Raw genomic sequence first — 16,629 nt, forward strand, 5'->3', positions numbered from 1 at the left:
AGTTATTATACACTTTTCATTTTAGTTAATTTATCCAATTTGTAAAGGGGTTTTATAAAAATCAAAATAATCTGTTAATTATTTGAAGAAACAGGCTGAAACCCAAAGGGATCAGCCTGTCGAGTATTTTTTTTGTAATATCTCTTCCGATTATTCGTAGCGCAATGCTTCAATGGCATCTAGCTTGGCTGCTTTGTTTGCAGGGTAGATTCCAAAGAAAATCCCGATTGCACTAGAGAAGCCAAATGCGATAAGAATACTTTCCCAAGATGTAACAGGAGGCATGCCTGCAAATGAGATAATAATAGAAGCTAGTCCAAGACCAAGACCTACCCCTACACCACCACCAATTAAGCAGACAATAATGGATTCGATCAAAAATTGGGTCAAGATATCCCGTTTTTTAGCACCTAATGCTTTCCGAATCCCAATTTCGCGCGTACGCTCCGTCACAGAGACTAGCATGATGTTCATAACCCCGATACCACCAACTAATAGAGAAATTCCGGCGATAACAGAGAAGACCATCGTAAGCATGTCAAGCATCTTCGTGATTTCTTTTAGATCATCGGCGCTGTTTTTTACCATATAATGATCGTTATGCTTATGTACGCGATTTAGATATTGTTTGGTAAAGTCCATGGCCGATTGAATGGTAGCATTTGATTTTGCTTGAATGTGGAACATGTTCACGGTTGCTTTCTCATTATGATTGAGATAGGTTCGTGCAGGCATGTACACGAGATCCTGCATGCCACCGCCCATAAAGCCCTGCATATCATTTTTGAGGATTCCAATAACAACAAAGGAGGCATCTGACATGTAAATACGATTTCCTACAGCATTTCCCTGAGGAAACAATTTATCAGCTAAACCTTTGTCTAATACAACTACATCACGTTGCTCTTTATCGTCGTCTCTGGTGTAGAAACGACCTTGGTCAATCTTATAGCTCGTATTTACTTCTAAAAAGTTACCAGTTGTACCAAAAACTTGGGCACTGATATCTTTTTTCTTATCCTTAATGGTTCCACCACCATAGATTTGAGCCATGACATTTTTAATGTAAGGATTAATTCTTTCCAATGTAATGGCATCATCGATGGTCAAATCATCATCTTTGGCAGGCTCCTCGCTCTCCCAGCTTACCATCGCGGTAAACTTTGCATCAGCTACATTCCCGAACTGACTTGTCATCATTTCTTTTCCGCCCTTACCCATCGTCATAATGGCAATGACGGAAGCGATGCCGATAATAATACCTAACATGGTTAAAATAGAACGTAATTTATTGGACCAAATCCCATCAATGGCAATACGAAAGCTCTCTATGAGGTTCATGTAGTGAACACCTCGTTTTCATCTGTGACAGCGAAGAGTCGTTCTTTCACTTTTTCATCCTTAATAATGACACCATCTTTAAAGACAACAATACGTTCTGCGTGTTGGGCTGTATCCAATTCATGCGTAACAAGAATAATGGTAACTCCCTGAGCGTGTAATTTTTGAAAAATAGCCATAACCTCTGTTGTAGAACGGCTATCCAGGTTTCCAGTCGGTTCATCGGCTAGTAAAATAGCGGGTCGATTAACGAGAGAGCGTGCGATGGCTACACGTTGCTTTTGACCACCAGACATTTGTGGCGGCTTGTGATCCATCCGCTCTTTTAGACCTACACTAATCAGAGCCTCTTCTGCACGCTTTTTGCGTTCACCAAGAGAAATGCCTGCATAGAGCATAGGTAATTCTACATTGCGAACCGCAGAAATACGTGGTAATAGATTAAATGCCTGAAAGACAAACCCAATTTTTTGGTTTCGAAGATCAGCTTGTTGATTTTCGTTTAACGTAGTGACCTCTACTCCGTCCAGTACATAAGAACCGGAGGAGGGACGATCCAGGCAACCCAGCATGTTCATAAAGGTGGATTTACCAGAACCAGAGGGCCCCATGATCGCGACGAATTCCCCTTTGTTAACGGTAAAATTAACTCCTTTTAGGATGGGAAGCTCAGAATCACCGTTCATAAAGGTTTTACGAATATCAGTAACGGTTAACATCTGTTTCCCTCCTTTTATGCGGCTCCAGGTACGCCTGCTTCCATTGCCATTACCGGCATGCCTTCCATCAAATCAGCAGAAGGACTGCTAATGACACTGTCTCCTTCATTCAGACCGCTCGTGATTTCTACATTCAAGTCGCTTTCGGTACCTGTTTTTACTGGACGTTTTTTCGCCAGACCGTCTTCTACTACCCATACAAATGAACCGCTTGGATCATTCACAACGGCTTGGAAAGGGACAACAAGAATGTTGTTTTTATTGGTGATCATAATATCCACATCTACATTAAAGCCAGGCTTTAGCACAGAGACGGCTTGATCTAATTCCAATGTTACATTTACTTTTGTTTTTCCTGTCGTTTCGCCTTTTTGAATCTTCGTTGCCAGTGGCGAGATACGAGTTACGGTAGCTTCTGCTTTTTCTTTGCCCATAGAAGTACCACTTACGAGTGCTTTTTGCCCTACTTGAATATCTTTTACATCTGATTCGTTAATATCTGCGACTACTTGTAATTTTGATAGGTCACCCATCGTAATAATTTCTGTACCCTTCGTAACGGCTTGACCATTCTTAGCATCCACTTTCAAAATGGTACCTGTGAATGGAGCTACCACTGTGGATTGAGAGCTTTGCTTCGCTAGCTCTGCTTTTTTTACGTTTAGCTGATTAATTTGTGCTTGAACAGAAGCAATATCTGTGCTTTTTGGACCTTTTTTATTTAGGGCTAGTTCACTTTGGGACATTGTAAGAGATGATTGCGCTTGTGATAAAGAGTCCTTAGCCTTGTCCAATTCAGTTGCGGGAGAAGCACCAGCCTCAACCAATTGTTTGGTACGGTTGTATTCCTTCTGGGCAGATGCAACCTTTTCTTTCTCCTGACGAACACGTTCCTCCTGTTGGGCAATCGTTTCAGGTTCTTTGCCTGATTTTACACGATTAAGTTCAGCCTGCTGCGAAGCGATTTGCGCATTAATAGAAGCGATTTCGCTCGATAGATCGGTTACATCTATACTACCAATAACCTGGTTAGCAGTAACATTGTCCCCCTCTTGTACAGTAAATTGTAACAGGGTCCCATTATTTGGGGAGAAGAGCGTCACCTCTTGCTTTGCTTTAACCATTCCTGATGCCATTACCTTGTTTTCAATGCTTCCTTTTGCAACAGGAGTGACGGAAACAGGAAGGCCCGTTGCGTCGACAGCGGTCATTTTAAAATAACCATAGGCGCCGACGACTACTACTCCAGCTGCAATAACACCCCACCAACGTTTCTTCATAATAGCCTCCTCAAAAAATTTCTTTACAATGGATTTACGCATCAACTTCTAAATGGTTACAAAAATTTACGTTATTTCTGAAAAACTTAAGGAATAACAAAAATATAATAATTTTAAGAAAAAACTGATTTTTAAATTGACGTGATTCCGTTAAATTCTGCATGATAGAATAGAGAGGATATCGCGTACAATAATAAATAGCAGTTTTATTATTAGATGTGCAACTTACGATTCAGGGGGTATTATCGTGACAAAAGCGATCCGTTTTAGTTATGACAAAGCATTGCCATTCGTTTCAGAACACGAAATGCAGCATTTAGAAGCAGCTATTAAGCTAGCGCATCAACAATTACATGAGGGTACTGGTGCTGGTAGTGACTATCTAGGCTGGGTAGACCTACCGGATACATACGATAAAGAAGAATACGCACGTATCAAAGCTGCGGCAGAAAAAATCAAGTCTGATTCTGACGTATTGCTGGTAATTGGTATCGGAGGCTCTTATCTGGGGGCTAAAGCAGTAATAGATGTACTGGGACATACGTTCTATAACTCTTTAACAAAAGAACAACGTAAAACACCTGAGATTTATTTCGTGGGTAATAATATTAGCCCTGTCTATTTGACTCACCTTATGCAAGTTATCGAAGGCAAAGAGGTCTCGGTCAACGTTATTTCTAAATCGGGAACGACTACAGAGCCAGCTATTGCTTTCCGTATTTTCCGTGAGTTCATGGAGAAAAAGTATGGTAAAGAAGAAGCGCGTAAACGTATTTATGCAACAACAGATAAAGCGCGCGGGGCTTTGAAACAAGTAGCGATCGAAGAAGGATATGAAAGCTTCGTTATTCCAGATAACGTGGGTGGACGCTTCTCTGTTTTAACCGCAGTAGGTTTGTTGCCTATCGCTGTATCTGGTGCAGATATCGATGCTTTGATGAGTGGAGCACAGGCGGCTCGTCAGCGCTACATGAATCCAGCAATTGGAGAAAATGAATGTTATCAGTATGCTGCTATCCGTAATTGCTTATTGCGAAAAGGTAAGCAAATTGAAATGTTAGTAAGCTATGAACCTCAATTCCATTATTTCAATGAATGGTGGAAGCAGTTGTTTGGAGAGTCTGAAGGTAAGGATGGTCGTGGTATTTTCCCAGCTGCTGCTGACTTCTCTGCTGACTTACATTCCATGGGGCAGTTTATTCAAGATGGTTCCCGTAATTTGTTTGAAACGGTGCTTTCAGTTGCCCAACCAGCTACTGACATTGAAATCATGCAGGATGCGGCTAATTTAGATGGTTTGAACTTCCTTAGTGGAAAAGGCATGGACTTTGTTAATAAAAAAGCGATGGAAGGTACGATCTTAGCGCATATGGATGGGGGCGTTCCCAATCTAGTAGTTGAATTGCCTGAGCTATCAGCGTATCATATTGGTGAGCTTCTTTATTTCTTTGAAAAAGCATGCGGCATCAGCGGTTATCTGCTAGGTGTGAATCCATTTGATCAGCCTGGCGTAGAGGCTTATAAAGCGAACATGTTCGCACTACTTGGTAAGCCAGGTTTTGAAAAGCAGAAAGCTGAGTTGGAGGCCCGCTTAAAAGGACAGTAAACCATGTATTTAAGTGTAAAGGAAGCAGCTGCTTATCTGGAAATGCCTGAATGGTTTATACGGGAAAAAATAGCGGAGAAACGTATCCGTGCAGTCCATAATGGTGAGGACTACTTTATTAATAAAGAGCAGTTTACCTACCATATGGAAGAGCTAGAGAGATTGAAGGCTTTTGAAGAGGCGGAGAAGTTCGAGCCGATTCCTGAAAGCTATGATTACAAAGACGAAGATTAATAATTTCACATTGATCTACTGGGGGAGTCCTAACTTGCAGGGCTGAGAGGACAGAGCGCGTCTGTTGACCCTTTTTACCTGATCCAGGTCATGCTGGCGAAGGGAAGTGGTTAGATTTGGTGTTGGTTACTTACCCACTTTTCCTACGCGGAGAAGTGGTTTTTTTCATTTCTTTGTGTAGAGAGCCAATCGATTCCCCACTCAGTAGACAAGAGAAAGGGTGAAGAACAATGAAAAGGTGTCCAGATCTCATTGTGATTGGCGGAGGGATAATTGGTTTGTCGATTGCCACTGAACTTGCTAACGTAGGCTTGGCTGTTACTCTCATTGAACAGGGAGTATTCGGAGGAGAGGCTTCTGTTGCAGCAGCAGGGATGCTTGCCCCTTTAAAAGAATTTACGAAGCCGGGCCCGCTTCTTGACATGGGAATTCGTTCCCTACAGATGTACGAGAATTGGGTGCTAGAATTAAAGGAAGCTACGGGCATTGACTGCCAGCTATCTACAGCAGGAATTTTGACAGTAGCTATGACCGATATGGAAGAGGAATGGTTACAAGATCGCTACCAGTGGCAAAAGTCAGAAGGTTATGATATCCAATTGTTGTCCACCGAAGAAGTACAGGAACGAGAACCACATCTATCAAAAATGGTACGGCAAGCCATTTATTCTCCACACGAAGCTGACATTAATAACCGTTTATTATTGAAAGCTTTAGTAATACAGGCCGAAAAACGAAATGTTCATTTATTACAAAATACTACTGTAATCGGATTAAAACATGCTGGAAAGAAAATAACTGGTGTCGTCACAGATAAAGGAGAGATGGAAGCGGATCACGTCATTGTAGCATCTGGTGCGTGGACTGCTGATATTTTACATCAGGTGGGAGTAGATGTTCCTGTTTATCCAGTGAGAGGAGAGATCGCAGCAGTTGATTCGATTCATTTGCCTCTTTCCCATGTGGTTTTTGGAAAAAACGGGTATCTAGTGCCTAAACAGGATAGACGTATTATTGTTGGAGCTACAGAAGATTTGGCTGGATTTGATCGTTCTTCAACTGTTTATGGTGTATCGACAGTATTAAAAGGTGCAATGTCGATTGTACCAGCCATTTCAGAAGCCCCGTTTTTACAAGCCTGGGCTGGATTACGACCTGCTACGGCTGACGGATGTCCCATTTTAGGTCCTGTACCAGACTGGACTGGGCTGACGCTAGCTTGCGGACATTACCGGAATGGAATTCTTCTAGCACCCCTTACAGCGAAGCTGATAGCAGAGTATGTCAGTTCAGATGAAACAGAGCATATGAGTGCTTTCTTGCCTGATCGGTTTCGTCTTGTTTCATACGAGTAAAGAATGAGTAGAAGGTGCTCACCCTTTTCATAAAGCATGGGAGTTTGAGGAAGGTTAACAGAAAAGGAGATGATCGCAGATGAAGCAATGGAAAAATAGATGGAATCAGATGGCGATAGTTGCTTTTGCTGTGCTTCTGTTTACTGTGTCTACCTCTTCTAATTACGCATGGGCTCAACTATCATCTCCTGTACCTTATGAACCGATACAAGGAGCTCTTATTTTAACGATGAATCCCCATGTAATCAAAGCAATAACTCACTATTATGGTTATCCACGCGCGTATGATTTATCCTCAGTTAGAGTGGTAGGTGTGTCTCGCCTAACGAATCAGCCTCACTCCTACGAAGCTGTTTTTCAGGTGAAGACCTATGAGGGAAATCATTCACCGCCTTTTGCAATCGAAACGATTAAGCTTGCGGTACATCCAAACGGAGTACAATTGACCGGGTACTCTCACCAAGGAGACGAGTGGGAGGCAAAGCGCAAAGTGGAGGAGCAACAAGTACAAAAAGAGTTTGAGGATTACTTTCAAATCAAATTAACTGGCTATCAGCAAATCGGATATTACCAAATTGCCCATCGATATCGCAATGATCCTGATAATGCCTTGCTCTTATTTAATCAGGAGTTACTTTCACAAAAAGAAGCTATTCAAAAGCAATTTTATCTTCTACCTATGACCTTTCTTGGTAAACGGGACGGCTATATCTTGTATAAACGACCGGATGGAGGGCAGATTGTCTATTTCCTGCTTAAAGAATTAGGAACCTGGAAATTAGATAAGATGAAACATGTACCTAGTAAGGGAATTTCGTAACCATCCTGACATGTAGTATATAAATAGGAAAAAAGCCGTCAGCAAAATGCTGGCGGCTATTATGATTGGAAAATCAGCTATCTTTATGACTTCTTAGGAAACAGTGCCGTCCAAAAAGGATCATTCTCATATCCAAGGCGCCAAACAGCAAAGCCAGCCAGCTTGTACTTTACAGCTAAACTACGTTTGGCGGCGATACTGTATTCATTCTCATACCAAAGTGTGTGCCATACACCGTTTTTCATATAGTGCAAATAGGGTGATTTATATGTATCATGCCAAACCGGAACAGCTTGACTTTCCTTTATGATGGCAGGTATATTGCGAAAGCTGACAGCCCTTTTTTTCTCTGTACTCCACTCGTAGCCATAGCTTGGGATACCCATTAAAAGCTTATTGGAAGGAACTTGAGAGACACTATAGCGTATGACATCTTCCACCCAATTGTAGGAGGCAACGGGGCCTTCTTCCGACCAGGTACCATGCTCATCATAAGTCATTAGTTGAAGATAGTCAGCTTTGGCACCCAGTGCTTTTAAATCAAAGCCATATACCCAGAATATAGCAGGATCATCGTTTGTTTTGGCTGGTACAGAGACAATTAATTGTTTTTTGATCGCGTGAAGCTGGTCTGCTAAGCTCCCAACGAGCATGGAGTAAGCTTGACGATCCCCAGCGGGAACATTTTCAAAGTCAAGATTAGCACCTGACAATTGATTTTGCTGCACGGTGGTGAGGACTTGCTGTATAAAACGTGCTTTATAGTCCTTGTTGGTCAGGATAGAATGGGCTATTTCCTTATCAAATAACTTTGTCCCATGATTAGTAATGACTAAAAAGCTACCTTTTTTTGTATCTTTCGTTAACTGTAGAGCTGTTTTAGGTAATGTTCCTACCAAATTGCCCTCTTTGGTAGCATTATAGTTAAAGAAGGCGACGTCAGATATTTTATCCTGATAATGATGCAGAGATGTATAGGCAGCTAGATCACCTGGATAATTTTCGGCGTAATAACTAACTACTTTTGGTGTAGCTTCTATCTTTGTACTTGTTGATACATTTGAACCAGTAGCTGCTTCTAGTTGGCTTCCCGCAAGGGTCATTGAAAGTAGTGACAGTGTTAGCAAGATTCGTTTCACAAAAATAAAATTCCTTTCCGAGTAGGTACATGATGTTATGTAGATAGATTTCTACCTGTACTTCCCTTTCGACATGGAGCATGCGATTCCTTTTAAAGTTACTGATGGTAAATGATGGTTGTTAACTAAATCAAAGCCATTTGGAGAAGGCTAAACGGATAATGAAGAAAGGAAAGGGGTAGCTTCGATGAAACAAATAGCAAGTCAAATTGAGGGCAAGCAAGCGATATACGGAGATCTTATGGAGACGTTGGGGAAAGAGGGCTTTACTCTGTCAAATTGGGAATATAGAAGTGGTTTTTTGGATCGTAAACTCGACGATAAAGGAATGGTTTTCTTGCGTTTACCGGTACAGGTGGTGAGCGGAGAACTGGATCAACCTCACGCTGTTTTACGTTTTGAACAACCATTTGTGCTAAAGCATATTTACCAAACTGGATCTGACGATGATATTGATTATGCAGCAGGTCCGGTCGTTTCCTCGATGTTTAATCAATTTCAAGAACCCATTAATAAAGATGCGGATATTGAATCAATATACATTACACAGGCTGAAGAACTACTAAGGAGGTTAGAGCAGACGATATTTGCGGGAGAATGAGGAAAAGAGAAATACTCGACCTTTTGTAAAATAGTCACTAACTCATTTGCTGATAGCTACTTGCAATAGTATGATGAATAAGAGATCAAGGTTATCGCAAAAGAGAAAGGATTTTACGAAATGAAAATCGCAACGGTTTTACGTAATGATGATCATACACGCCAGGTGGATATAAGGCTGCGTGAAAAGCTAGCTACTTCCACCTTGCGTACCTATCGGTTTCTAGACTCCAAAAGCCAAGAGAAACCAGATATGGTTTTGTCTATTGGAGGTGACGGAACCATGCTGGAGGCTGTTCATCAATATGGATTTGAACCGCATTATATTGGAATTCATACGGGGCATTTGGGATTTTATGCAGACTGGCATCCTGATCAATTGGATGAATTTGCGGAGGCTTTGGAGCAGGTAGACCCTTTAATAGCGGAGTATCCAACCGTTTCCTGTCAAATCCGCACCAAGGATGGACAGCTGTTGGAGAAGTGGGCACTAAATGAGCTAGTCATTCGCAATGCCAGCCTTTCTTCCTTGGTAGTCTCCGTATTTATTAACGGAGAAGAATTTGAACATTTTCGTGGAGACGGTCTTATTATTTCATCACCTTCAGGAAGCACTGCTTATAATAAAGCGGTGGATGGTGCTTTATTACATCCTTCGCTGGAGGCAATCCAACTAGCAGAAATTGCTTCAATCAATAATCAATCCTATCGGACGATAAACAGCGCACTAGTTTTACCTAAGCACCATCATGTAGAGCTTGTTATCATGAACCCTGAAATTATGCTTGGCATGGATCGAGAGCAAGGCGTATGGAAGAATGTTGATTCAATCACTTGTCGTGTGGGTCTTCAAAAGGTCAAATTCGCTCGATACAAACGCTTAACCTTTTGGGATCGTGTGCGCAAAGCTTTTATTCATGGGTGATATTTCAAAATATTGTATTTTAGTCTTTATATGTTCCCCTTCTTTACCGATATAATTATAAGTGATATCAATTTAATGACGTAAAGATAATCAGAGGATGGGTGAACGTATGAAAAAGAATAGGTTTTATAAAGTATTAGGATTGGGTTTAGCTATTTGTATGGCTTTTGGTATGCCGACTACTTCCGTTTTGGAAGCCGCTACGAAGTCTGCAACCAAGCCTGTTGAAAAAGTTCTGTCTTCTTTGAAGATTTCAGCCAATACTTTAGCGCTTGAAGCAGGGAACACCAAATCACTTACTCTAAGTGCACAATACACAGAAGGAAAACCTACTTCTGTCACTTCAAAGGCAGCATGGAATACGTCAAACAGCTCGGTAGCAACTGTTACTAACGGTAGAGTAAAGGCTGTAGGAGCTGGAACAGCAGTTATTACAGCCAACTATATGGGAAAATCAGTTACCACGACTGTAACGGTAACTAAAAAGCTAAAAACATTAGAAGTAAGCTCGAAAAAAGTGGATTTACTTCGAAATGATTCAAAAAAGGTTTCTGTGACGGCTGTTTATACGGATTCCTCCAAGGAAAATGTTACAGATAGAGTAACCTGGCAGGTAAAAGGAAATGCAGTTACTGTTGATAACGGATTAATTAAACCAAAAGAAGCGGGTGCAGCTACTGTAACAGCAAGCTTTGGTAACAAAAAGGCAACTGTAAGCGTACAAGTCGACCAAATAAATAAATTGGTGGTTACGACGCAGCAGCTACACCTGTTCAAAGACGATGATGATTTTGAGATAAAAGCTACTGCTGTCTACAAAGCAGGATCAAACGAGGACGTTACCTCTAAAGCAACATGGACAAGCACTAATACGGATGTCGTGACAGTTAAAAATGGAAAAATTACCCCACGCAAGGCTGGTAAAGCAACTGTTAAGGTGAAATTCGGTAACAAAAACGTAAACATTACAGTTAATGTTTACTAAGAAGAGCTTCTCAATAAATTAAAAAAGCAGTAGCTGGTGTAGTCAAAAACACCTTCCAAATAATAATCTAATCCCCTTCACATAACCAGTGTGATTAACACGATGGTTTACGTAAAGGGGATTTTTCATGGGCAATAAATAAACCTTAGTCCAGCGAAAATGAGGACTAAGGCTACTTGAAGTTGATAGTAGTCAGGTTCTATGAAATGGAGTATCTTCATATCCTTTGGTCTTGTGTAATATCTACGGTGTTTCAATAATGGCTACAGGTCTTGTCCAAGCTCCACTTGCTTTGTCGATTTTAATGGGAAAACAACTAATTTTGAAGCCATGTGGTGAAGGGATTTTATCTAGGTTGGCAAGCTTTTCGATTTGGCAGTATTCTTTATCTCTACCAACGTAATGAGCCGCCCAGAGAAGTCCTTCCCGTGGGTTTTGTTTGTAGTTTGTTGCTTGAATATTCAAAGGGATGTCCCAGCCCCAGCCGTCAGTACCCATAACCTTGATTCCCTGATCGATAAGCCAGCGAGTTGCTTCTTCGGATACGCCAACATGAATATAGGCATAGTTGTCATTGGTAATTTTTTTATCTGCATCAGAACGAATTAAAACAATATCATATGGTTTTAGCTGATAATCCATTTCTTTTAGCTTCTGAATCAGGTCATTTGTCATAATTTCATAGCCTGATTCCTTGTCACTGAAATCAAATAAAACACCGTCAGCAAAAAACCATTCTAGCGGTAGCTCATCAATGGTTTTGGAGGGTTTACCTTCTGAAGTCGGCCAGTAATGCCAAGGGGCATCAATATGTGTTCCCGAATGAGTATTTGCGGTGACAGTCTCTGTTGCCCAGGCTTTTTTCTCCGGAAAGTCTTCAGGTTTGAGACCTAGGATTTGCGCTCCCTGAATGGCCCCTTCTTCATGGGAAGAGTAATCGATTTTTGCTGGTAAAGGCTCCTTTATGCTAGGACTAAGAGTAACGCTTAAATCAATAAATTGTGGTTTTGCCATAAATTCCTCCTCTGGCCACAGCTATTCGATAGTTTCTACTAAAATAAATGCGTGTGGAAAATTATCCTACTGTTTTTTCCTTCGATTGACAATAACAACATGGTGAACTATGTTTAAACGAGATTATTTTTTACCTTTTCTACCTTTTTAAAGATGTCAATTCCTAATCCAGCAAGTACCCCGATAGCTTCTCTTACAGGTAATTTCGGCATCTTGAATTCTTCTTGTATGACCTCTTCTACCTCTTTCGTATTGGAAAGAGAAATAAGCTGTTCTTTCCCACTTTCATCTGCGATACTAAATTCATTATTGTGAATGGTTAGCTTCCTGTGTTGATCTAGTTGAAATAATTGAATGAACAAGAGAGACATAAATTTTCTATCTAGATCAAATGATTTTGCAACCGTATCAGTAAAATAGATTAGATTTTTCGTGACTGTTGGATCAAACGTCCAATCTTGTTCGAGTAATTGATTTTTAACGTATCGGTTGTAGACATAGCGTCCCGGATTTTTTGTATCTGCAACTAAATGGACTGAAATGTCAGCGTATTCACTACAGTTATCTGGATTACGTGTAAAATCAACTGGTTCAAAAAAGGGAGCACCTGAGGCACAATCTACATATAAAGGTATGCCTGGATCATCAGGATGATCAACCAGAATGCCAACATGTGTTTTGCCAACGGGCAGTAATTTGGCTTTGAATCCAAGCTCTAGTAAGAGTTGTTGAAACGTTGAATTAAGCACGTAGCAGGTTCCACCAAATTGCATGGTATGCAGGTGGAGAGTGACAATATCTAGTGGGGGAATGTAGAAGTTGTTTCGGCTATATTCTCGATAGTAAATCAGTTTACTAATATTTTCAAAAGGTATCGTCGATAGGTGGTTACGACAGATTTTTTGTAGAAATTGGAATGAAGGCTCTTCTTGTTTCAGATGTATTTTGTGCAAATAAGACTCAGCCCACGTTGGTAATTTCATAGCGATTACCCCCTTCATTTTGAAATAAATAGAGTATTTCCTACTAGGTGTTAAATAGTATTTTAATTGTAAATATTTAGATAAAAATGAGCAAGGTATTTATCTAGACAGCTTGTTGCGAAGTGATTTGTTCCCTGATTTTATGCTAGAAAGAGCTAGTTTGAATATTATCCAAATTATTACTTTATTGTAACAAATAAACTTATAAACTGTCTAATAGAGCAATGCTACTGGAATTCTTCCCATCACTTATAAACGAAGGAGAAGGTATATATGAAACGAAAGGTACCGAGACGTAAGATGATAGGAATGCTGTACACCACTTGTATAGTAACCTTGCTGGTTCTAAGCCCAGCCTGGGTACAAGCAGACGTAGTAAAGTCAGCTTCACCATTTACTAAAAATACAGGAAAAAGTGGAGAGAAGGCAGTAGTCATCCCCTTGAAACAGCAAAATCCCCAGAAAGCTTGGCCTAAAGAATGGCGTGAGAGAATTGAGCATCTGATAAGTAGCTATGAGCCATGGAGCCAGTACCAGATTGTTAAAGGAACATTTCGCCGAGAAGAAAGTCGGGAATATTGGGACGTTCAATTGATAAAAGGAGAAGATGAAAAGCTATCTCTTACGATCAATGGAAAAAATGGTCACTTATTACGAGCGCTATCTATAGGTGTAAAAAGCAAGCCTGTCCATTATTTGCCCGTCGAAGGGGAAGCTGCAAAACAAGCTCAGGTATTTCTTGAAAGGATGCTGGGAAGAGAAGCTAATGAGTATCAGATAGCATCTAATTTACCTTATGAGCTACCGATTAGCCAAGCTGCTACTGAACTTGACAACATATTACAGGGGACCAGAGTGATTACGTATCAGCGTGTTAGCACCAAAAATCCATCTGAGGTAGTCGTTGATGTTATACGAATTGGAGTAGACGGAGAAGGGAAAATAAGGAGCTTTGTTCGTGATGATATATCCTGAGGGATTTTTTTGATAATTTTACCGTATAATAAAAAGCTAACTTGACTGCAAAATGACATTTGCTACTATTCAGGCTTTTTCAGCGAATAGTTTTTAATTAGTTGGGCAATACCAATCCTAGGAACACTAGGATGGAGGAGTAATATGCGTTCACTAATGAACTTTTTTCTGAGGGCTAACTTACTAGCATGGATTATTGGGTTGTTTATTGCTCATATTGTTATGTATCTTAGCCTGGGGACTCCGACGTGGTTTGCAACCTCGTTACTAGCAGTATCTGTATATGCCGTATTTTTCATGGTAATGAAAATGGTTGCCCAACGTTATAATGAGAAGGAACGGGAAGGGAATCGGTAGACGTAGTCTCTTTAAAAACGACAAAACATTTACTTGTAACAGTAAAGAGCGTACAGAAGATGCACGAATAGCTCCTGTACGCTTTTCTCTTATGCGCAAAATAGAACGCTACCATTTTCCGAACCATTGTAATACGATAATGCAAGCACCTAAAGCGAATACATAATAGGCAAAGACTTTCATTGATCCACTACTGATCAGTTTTATCATCCAACGAATAGCGATATATCCTGTTATAGCAGCAAACATAGCTCCTACCAGCATAGGAATAATACCGCTTGGTAATACGGGCTGTTCCACTAAATCTTTGACCTGTAAAGCGCAAGCTCCTAAGATAGCTGGAAGAGATAGCAAAAAGGAAAAACGAGCGGCATCATTCCGATCAATTCCTCTTAACAATGCACCAGCAATTGTGAGGCCAGAACGAGAAATGGCTGGTAAAATAGCCGCTCCTTGCAAAGTACCGATAAATAAGGCATCTATGTAATTGATTTGTTCAAAGTTTCGTGTACCCTTGCGCATGGATTCCACGGCCCATAGAATCAGCCCCGTAGCGAGAAACTCTACCCCGATGGTTTGCCCAGTCTGTGAGATTTTCTCGAAGTAATCTTTGAAAGTCAGACCAATAATTCCAGTTGGAACGGTACCTACGATCAACAAACGAGTTAATTTGCTGAACGGATGGCGAATTACATAGATAATTTCAGTCCAAAAGACAATGACAACGGCAACAAGTGTCCCTAGATGGAGTAATGTGTCAAATAACAGACCAGCTTCACGTAATCCGAACAATTTGCCAAACAGGACAAGATGTCCCGTGCTTGATATAGGCAAAAATTCGGTAAATCCTTGAATGATACCAAGAAAAATTGATTCTATATATGCTAGCATGCTCTTCTCTCCTCTTAGGATGAATTACTACTCGATAAGACAAGTGTATGCATATAAGGAGTCGGACTTGCTGTTTTTATGGATAAAAATTTAGAAAGATGTTTATTGTAAATGATAGGCAAGGAAAGCTGTTCCTACAGATTGAGGTGTGAAAAAGCTCCATTTTTTATTCATTTTTTACAAAATCCTTACAAGCTGTGAAGTCTCACGTGGAACGCACCAACAGATTGTGTATAATGAGGGGACGAAGGGATAACCTTACGAAATATATTGAGCGTGACATAGAGTAGGAAGTGACGAAATGAGAGATAAGCGACAGTTTGGTAATAGAGATGGACAAGGAAGAGGAGGACGTGGTGCCAGAAGCGGCGGAGGTAGTGGCAGACAGCAAGGCGGCCGCTTTAGCTCCTCGGGTGCTGGATACAGAGGGGATGGCAGGGGAGCCAGCTTTTCTGAAAAGACGATGCCAGCTCAGTCTACGAAGTATAAGGCAGGGATGATTGTTTCTTTGCCTGTTTCTAGAGTGGAAGAGTATGGATATTTTCTAACTGATGGCGAAGTAGATATCTTATTGCATCAAAACGAAGCGACAGACCAGTTAGAGCTAGGCGATACCGTTAAAGTCTTTTTGTATCACGACCATGAAAATCGCTTAGCAGCAACGATGCAGATGCCTTTGGTGAAAGAGGGCGAGTATAAATGGTTAGATGTTGTGGATGTTTCCACACGCGTAGGCGTCTTCTTACATAATGGAATTCAAAAAGACTTGCTGGTATTTAAAGATGATCTGCCTAAGGAATGGGAAGAGTGGCCACAAGCTGGGGATAAATTGTTGGTGACCTTAAAACTTGATAAACGCGGTCGTCTTCTAGGACAACCAGCCACTGAAGATATCATTTGGGACTTATCTCGGAATGCATCTAGCGAAATGAAGAATCAATGGGTAGAAGGTATCGTGTACCGTGTGTTTATGGAAGGTGTATTCATTTTCACTGACGATAAGCATATCTTATTTATTCATCAGGATGAAATGACTGAATCCTTGCGCATGGGACAAAGAGTACGAGCACGGGTCAGCTATGTGCGCGAAGATGGCCGCTTGAATGGGTCCATGCAGGAACGTAAAGAAGTACGTTATGGAATTGATGCTCAGATACTTTTAGGCGTGCTAAAGGAACGTGGAGCGATGCCATACACAGATAAATCTACGCCAGAAGAGATTAAGGATCGCTTCGAAATGAGTAAAGCTTCCTTTAAACGTGCCATGGGCAAACTCATGAAAGAAGGCCTGGTTGAGCAAGTTGATGGCTGGACACATCTTAAAAAGGAAGTTTATATGAATCATCAGAGAGAACTAGAAGAGAATCTAGAATCATAAACAAGTAGCTAAAACCCTCCCTATGGA

General features: G+C 40.8%; 17 protein-coding genes and 1 riboswitch. Of the genes, 10 read left to right on the forward strand and 7 right to left on the reverse strand.

Translation table 11 applies throughout. The features are described 5' to 3' along the window. Window positions 1-150 precede the first annotated feature (150 nt). From BrL25_RS13545 to BrL25_RS13555, 3 genes are read right to left on the reverse strand one after another with little or no spacing between them, the layout of a single operon-like run. Window positions 151-1,341, reverse strand: coding sequence for an ABC transporter permease (locus BrL25_RS13545; protein WP_099327256.1), 1,191 nt, complete (start codon window positions 1,339-1,341; stop codon window positions 151-153). Beyond that, window positions 1,338-2,060: an ABC transporter ATP-binding protein gene (locus tag BrL25_RS13550; RefSeq protein ID WP_099327257.1), complete on the reverse strand. Its 723-nt coding sequence runs from the start codon at window positions 2,058-2,060 to the stop codon at window positions 1,338-1,340. The genes BrL25_RS13545 and BrL25_RS13550 overlap by 4 nt, the downstream gene beginning before the upstream one ends. Window positions 2,061-2,074: 14 nt before the next feature. Beyond that, window positions 2,075-3,340 carry an efflux RND transporter periplasmic adaptor subunit gene (locus BrL25_RS13555; protein WP_099327258.1) on the reverse strand — a complete coding sequence of 422 codons (1,266 nt, stop codon included), beginning with the start codon at window positions 3,338-3,340 and terminating at the stop codon, window positions 2,075-2,077. Between the two features lie 247 nt (window positions 3,341-3,587). Between BrL25_RS13555 and BrL25_RS13560 the strand changes: the two genes are divergently transcribed. The 4 genes from BrL25_RS13560 to BrL25_RS13575 all read left to right on the forward strand — a co-directional run bounded on the left by BrL25_RS13560 (window position 3,588) and on the right by BrL25_RS13575 (window position 7,355). Next, entirely contained in the window at window positions 3,588-4,946 is a 1,359-nt protein-coding gene (locus BrL25_RS13560; RefSeq protein ID WP_018672374.1) for a glucose-6-phosphate isomerase, read from the forward strand. Between the two features lie 3 nt (window positions 4,947-4,949). Beyond that, window positions 4,950-5,180, forward strand: a complete 231-nt coding sequence (locus BrL25_RS13565; protein WP_018672375.1) for an excisionase family DNA-binding protein — start codon at window positions 4,950-4,952, stop codon at window positions 5,178-5,180. Window positions 5,181-5,190: 10 nt separating this feature from the next. Next, window positions 5,191-5,302, forward strand: a riboswitch (TPP riboswitch). 108 nt (window positions 5,303-5,410) lie between these two features. Further along, entirely contained in the window at window positions 5,411-6,535 is a 1,125-nt protein-coding gene (thiO, locus tag BrL25_RS13570; RefSeq protein WP_018672376.1) for a glycine oxidase ThiO, read from the forward strand. 79 nt (window positions 6,536-6,614) lie between these two features. Then, entirely contained in the window at window positions 6,615-7,355 is a 741-nt protein-coding gene (locus tag BrL25_RS13575) for a DUF3888 domain-containing protein (protein WP_018672377.1), read from the forward strand. Between the two features lie 83 nt (window positions 7,356-7,438). On the opposite strand, the gene BrL25_RS13580 is transcribed toward BrL25_RS13575, so the two are convergent. Then, the gene (locus BrL25_RS13580) at window positions 7,439-8,494 is read right to left on the reverse strand and encodes a glycosyl hydrolase family 18 protein (RefSeq protein ID WP_018672378.1); all 1,056 of its coding nucleotides are present in this window, start codon (window positions 8,492-8,494) and stop codon (window positions 7,439-7,441) included. 187 nt (window positions 8,495-8,681) lie between these two features. Between BrL25_RS13580 and BrL25_RS13585 the strand changes: the two genes are divergently transcribed. The 3 genes from BrL25_RS13585 (at window position 8,682) to BrL25_RS13595 (ending at window position 11,004) form a co-directional block, all read left to right on the forward strand. Next, window positions 8,682-9,095 (forward strand): YugN family protein, encoded by a 414-nt coding sequence (locus BrL25_RS13585; RefSeq protein ID WP_018672379.1) that lies wholly within the window; start codon window positions 8,682-8,684, stop codon window positions 9,093-9,095. 120 nt (window positions 9,096-9,215) lie between these two features. After that, the gene (locus BrL25_RS13590) at window positions 9,216-10,019 is read left to right on the forward strand and encodes an NAD kinase (RefSeq protein WP_018672380.1); all 804 of its coding nucleotides are present in this window, start codon (window positions 9,216-9,218) and stop codon (window positions 10,017-10,019) included. A 109-nt stretch (window positions 10,020-10,128) separates the two neighbouring features. After that, complete coding sequence (locus BrL25_RS13595) at window positions 10,129-11,004, forward strand: hypothetical protein (protein WP_018672381.1); 876 nt, start codon at window positions 10,129-10,131, stop codon at window positions 11,002-11,004. Window positions 11,005-11,247: 243 nt separating this feature from the next. On the opposite strand, the gene BrL25_RS13600 is transcribed toward BrL25_RS13595, so the two are convergent. Then, window positions 11,248-12,018 carry a cyclase family protein gene (locus BrL25_RS13600; RefSeq protein WP_018672382.1) on the reverse strand — a complete coding sequence of 257 codons (771 nt, stop codon included), beginning with the start codon at window positions 12,016-12,018 and terminating at the stop codon, window positions 11,248-11,250. 113 nt (window positions 12,019-12,131) lie between these two features. After that, window positions 12,132-13,001 (reverse strand): arylamine N-acetyltransferase, encoded by an 870-nt coding sequence (locus BrL25_RS13605; protein WP_018672383.1) that lies wholly within the window; start codon window positions 12,999-13,001, stop codon window positions 12,132-12,134. A gap of 273 nt (window positions 13,002-13,274) precedes the next feature. Between BrL25_RS13605 and BrL25_RS13610 the strand changes: the two genes are divergently transcribed. Next, entirely contained in the window at window positions 13,275-13,976 is a 702-nt protein-coding gene (locus BrL25_RS13610) for a hypothetical protein (RefSeq protein WP_018672384.1), read from the forward strand. Window positions 13,977-14,120: 144 nt separating this feature from the next. Continuing rightward, window positions 14,121-14,333 carry a hypothetical protein gene (locus tag BrL25_RS13615; protein ID WP_018672385.1) on the forward strand — a complete coding sequence of 71 codons (213 nt, stop codon included), beginning with the start codon at window positions 14,121-14,123 and terminating at the stop codon, window positions 14,331-14,333. A 108-nt stretch (window positions 14,334-14,441) separates the two neighbouring features. Here BrL25_RS13615 and BrL25_RS13620 read toward each other — a convergent pair whose 3' ends face one another. Further along, window positions 14,442-15,224, reverse strand: a complete 783-nt coding sequence (locus BrL25_RS13620) for an undecaprenyl-diphosphate phosphatase (protein ID WP_018672386.1) — start codon at window positions 15,222-15,224, stop codon at window positions 14,442-14,444. Between the two features lie 301 nt (window positions 15,225-15,525). On the opposite strand from BrL25_RS13620, the gene BrL25_RS13625 reads away from it, so the two are divergent. Continuing rightward, window positions 15,526-16,602, forward strand: coding sequence for a CvfB family protein (locus tag BrL25_RS13625; RefSeq protein ID WP_018672387.1), 1,077 nt, complete (start codon window positions 15,526-15,528; stop codon window positions 16,600-16,602). The last annotated feature ends 27 nt before the right edge of the window (window positions 16,603-16,629 follow it).

Source organism: Brevibacillus laterosporus DSM 25 (genome assembly GCF_002706795.1).
In the GTDB taxonomy this organism is placed as follows: domain Bacteria; phylum Bacillota; class Bacilli; order Brevibacillales; family Brevibacillaceae; genus Brevibacillus_B; species Brevibacillus_B laterosporus.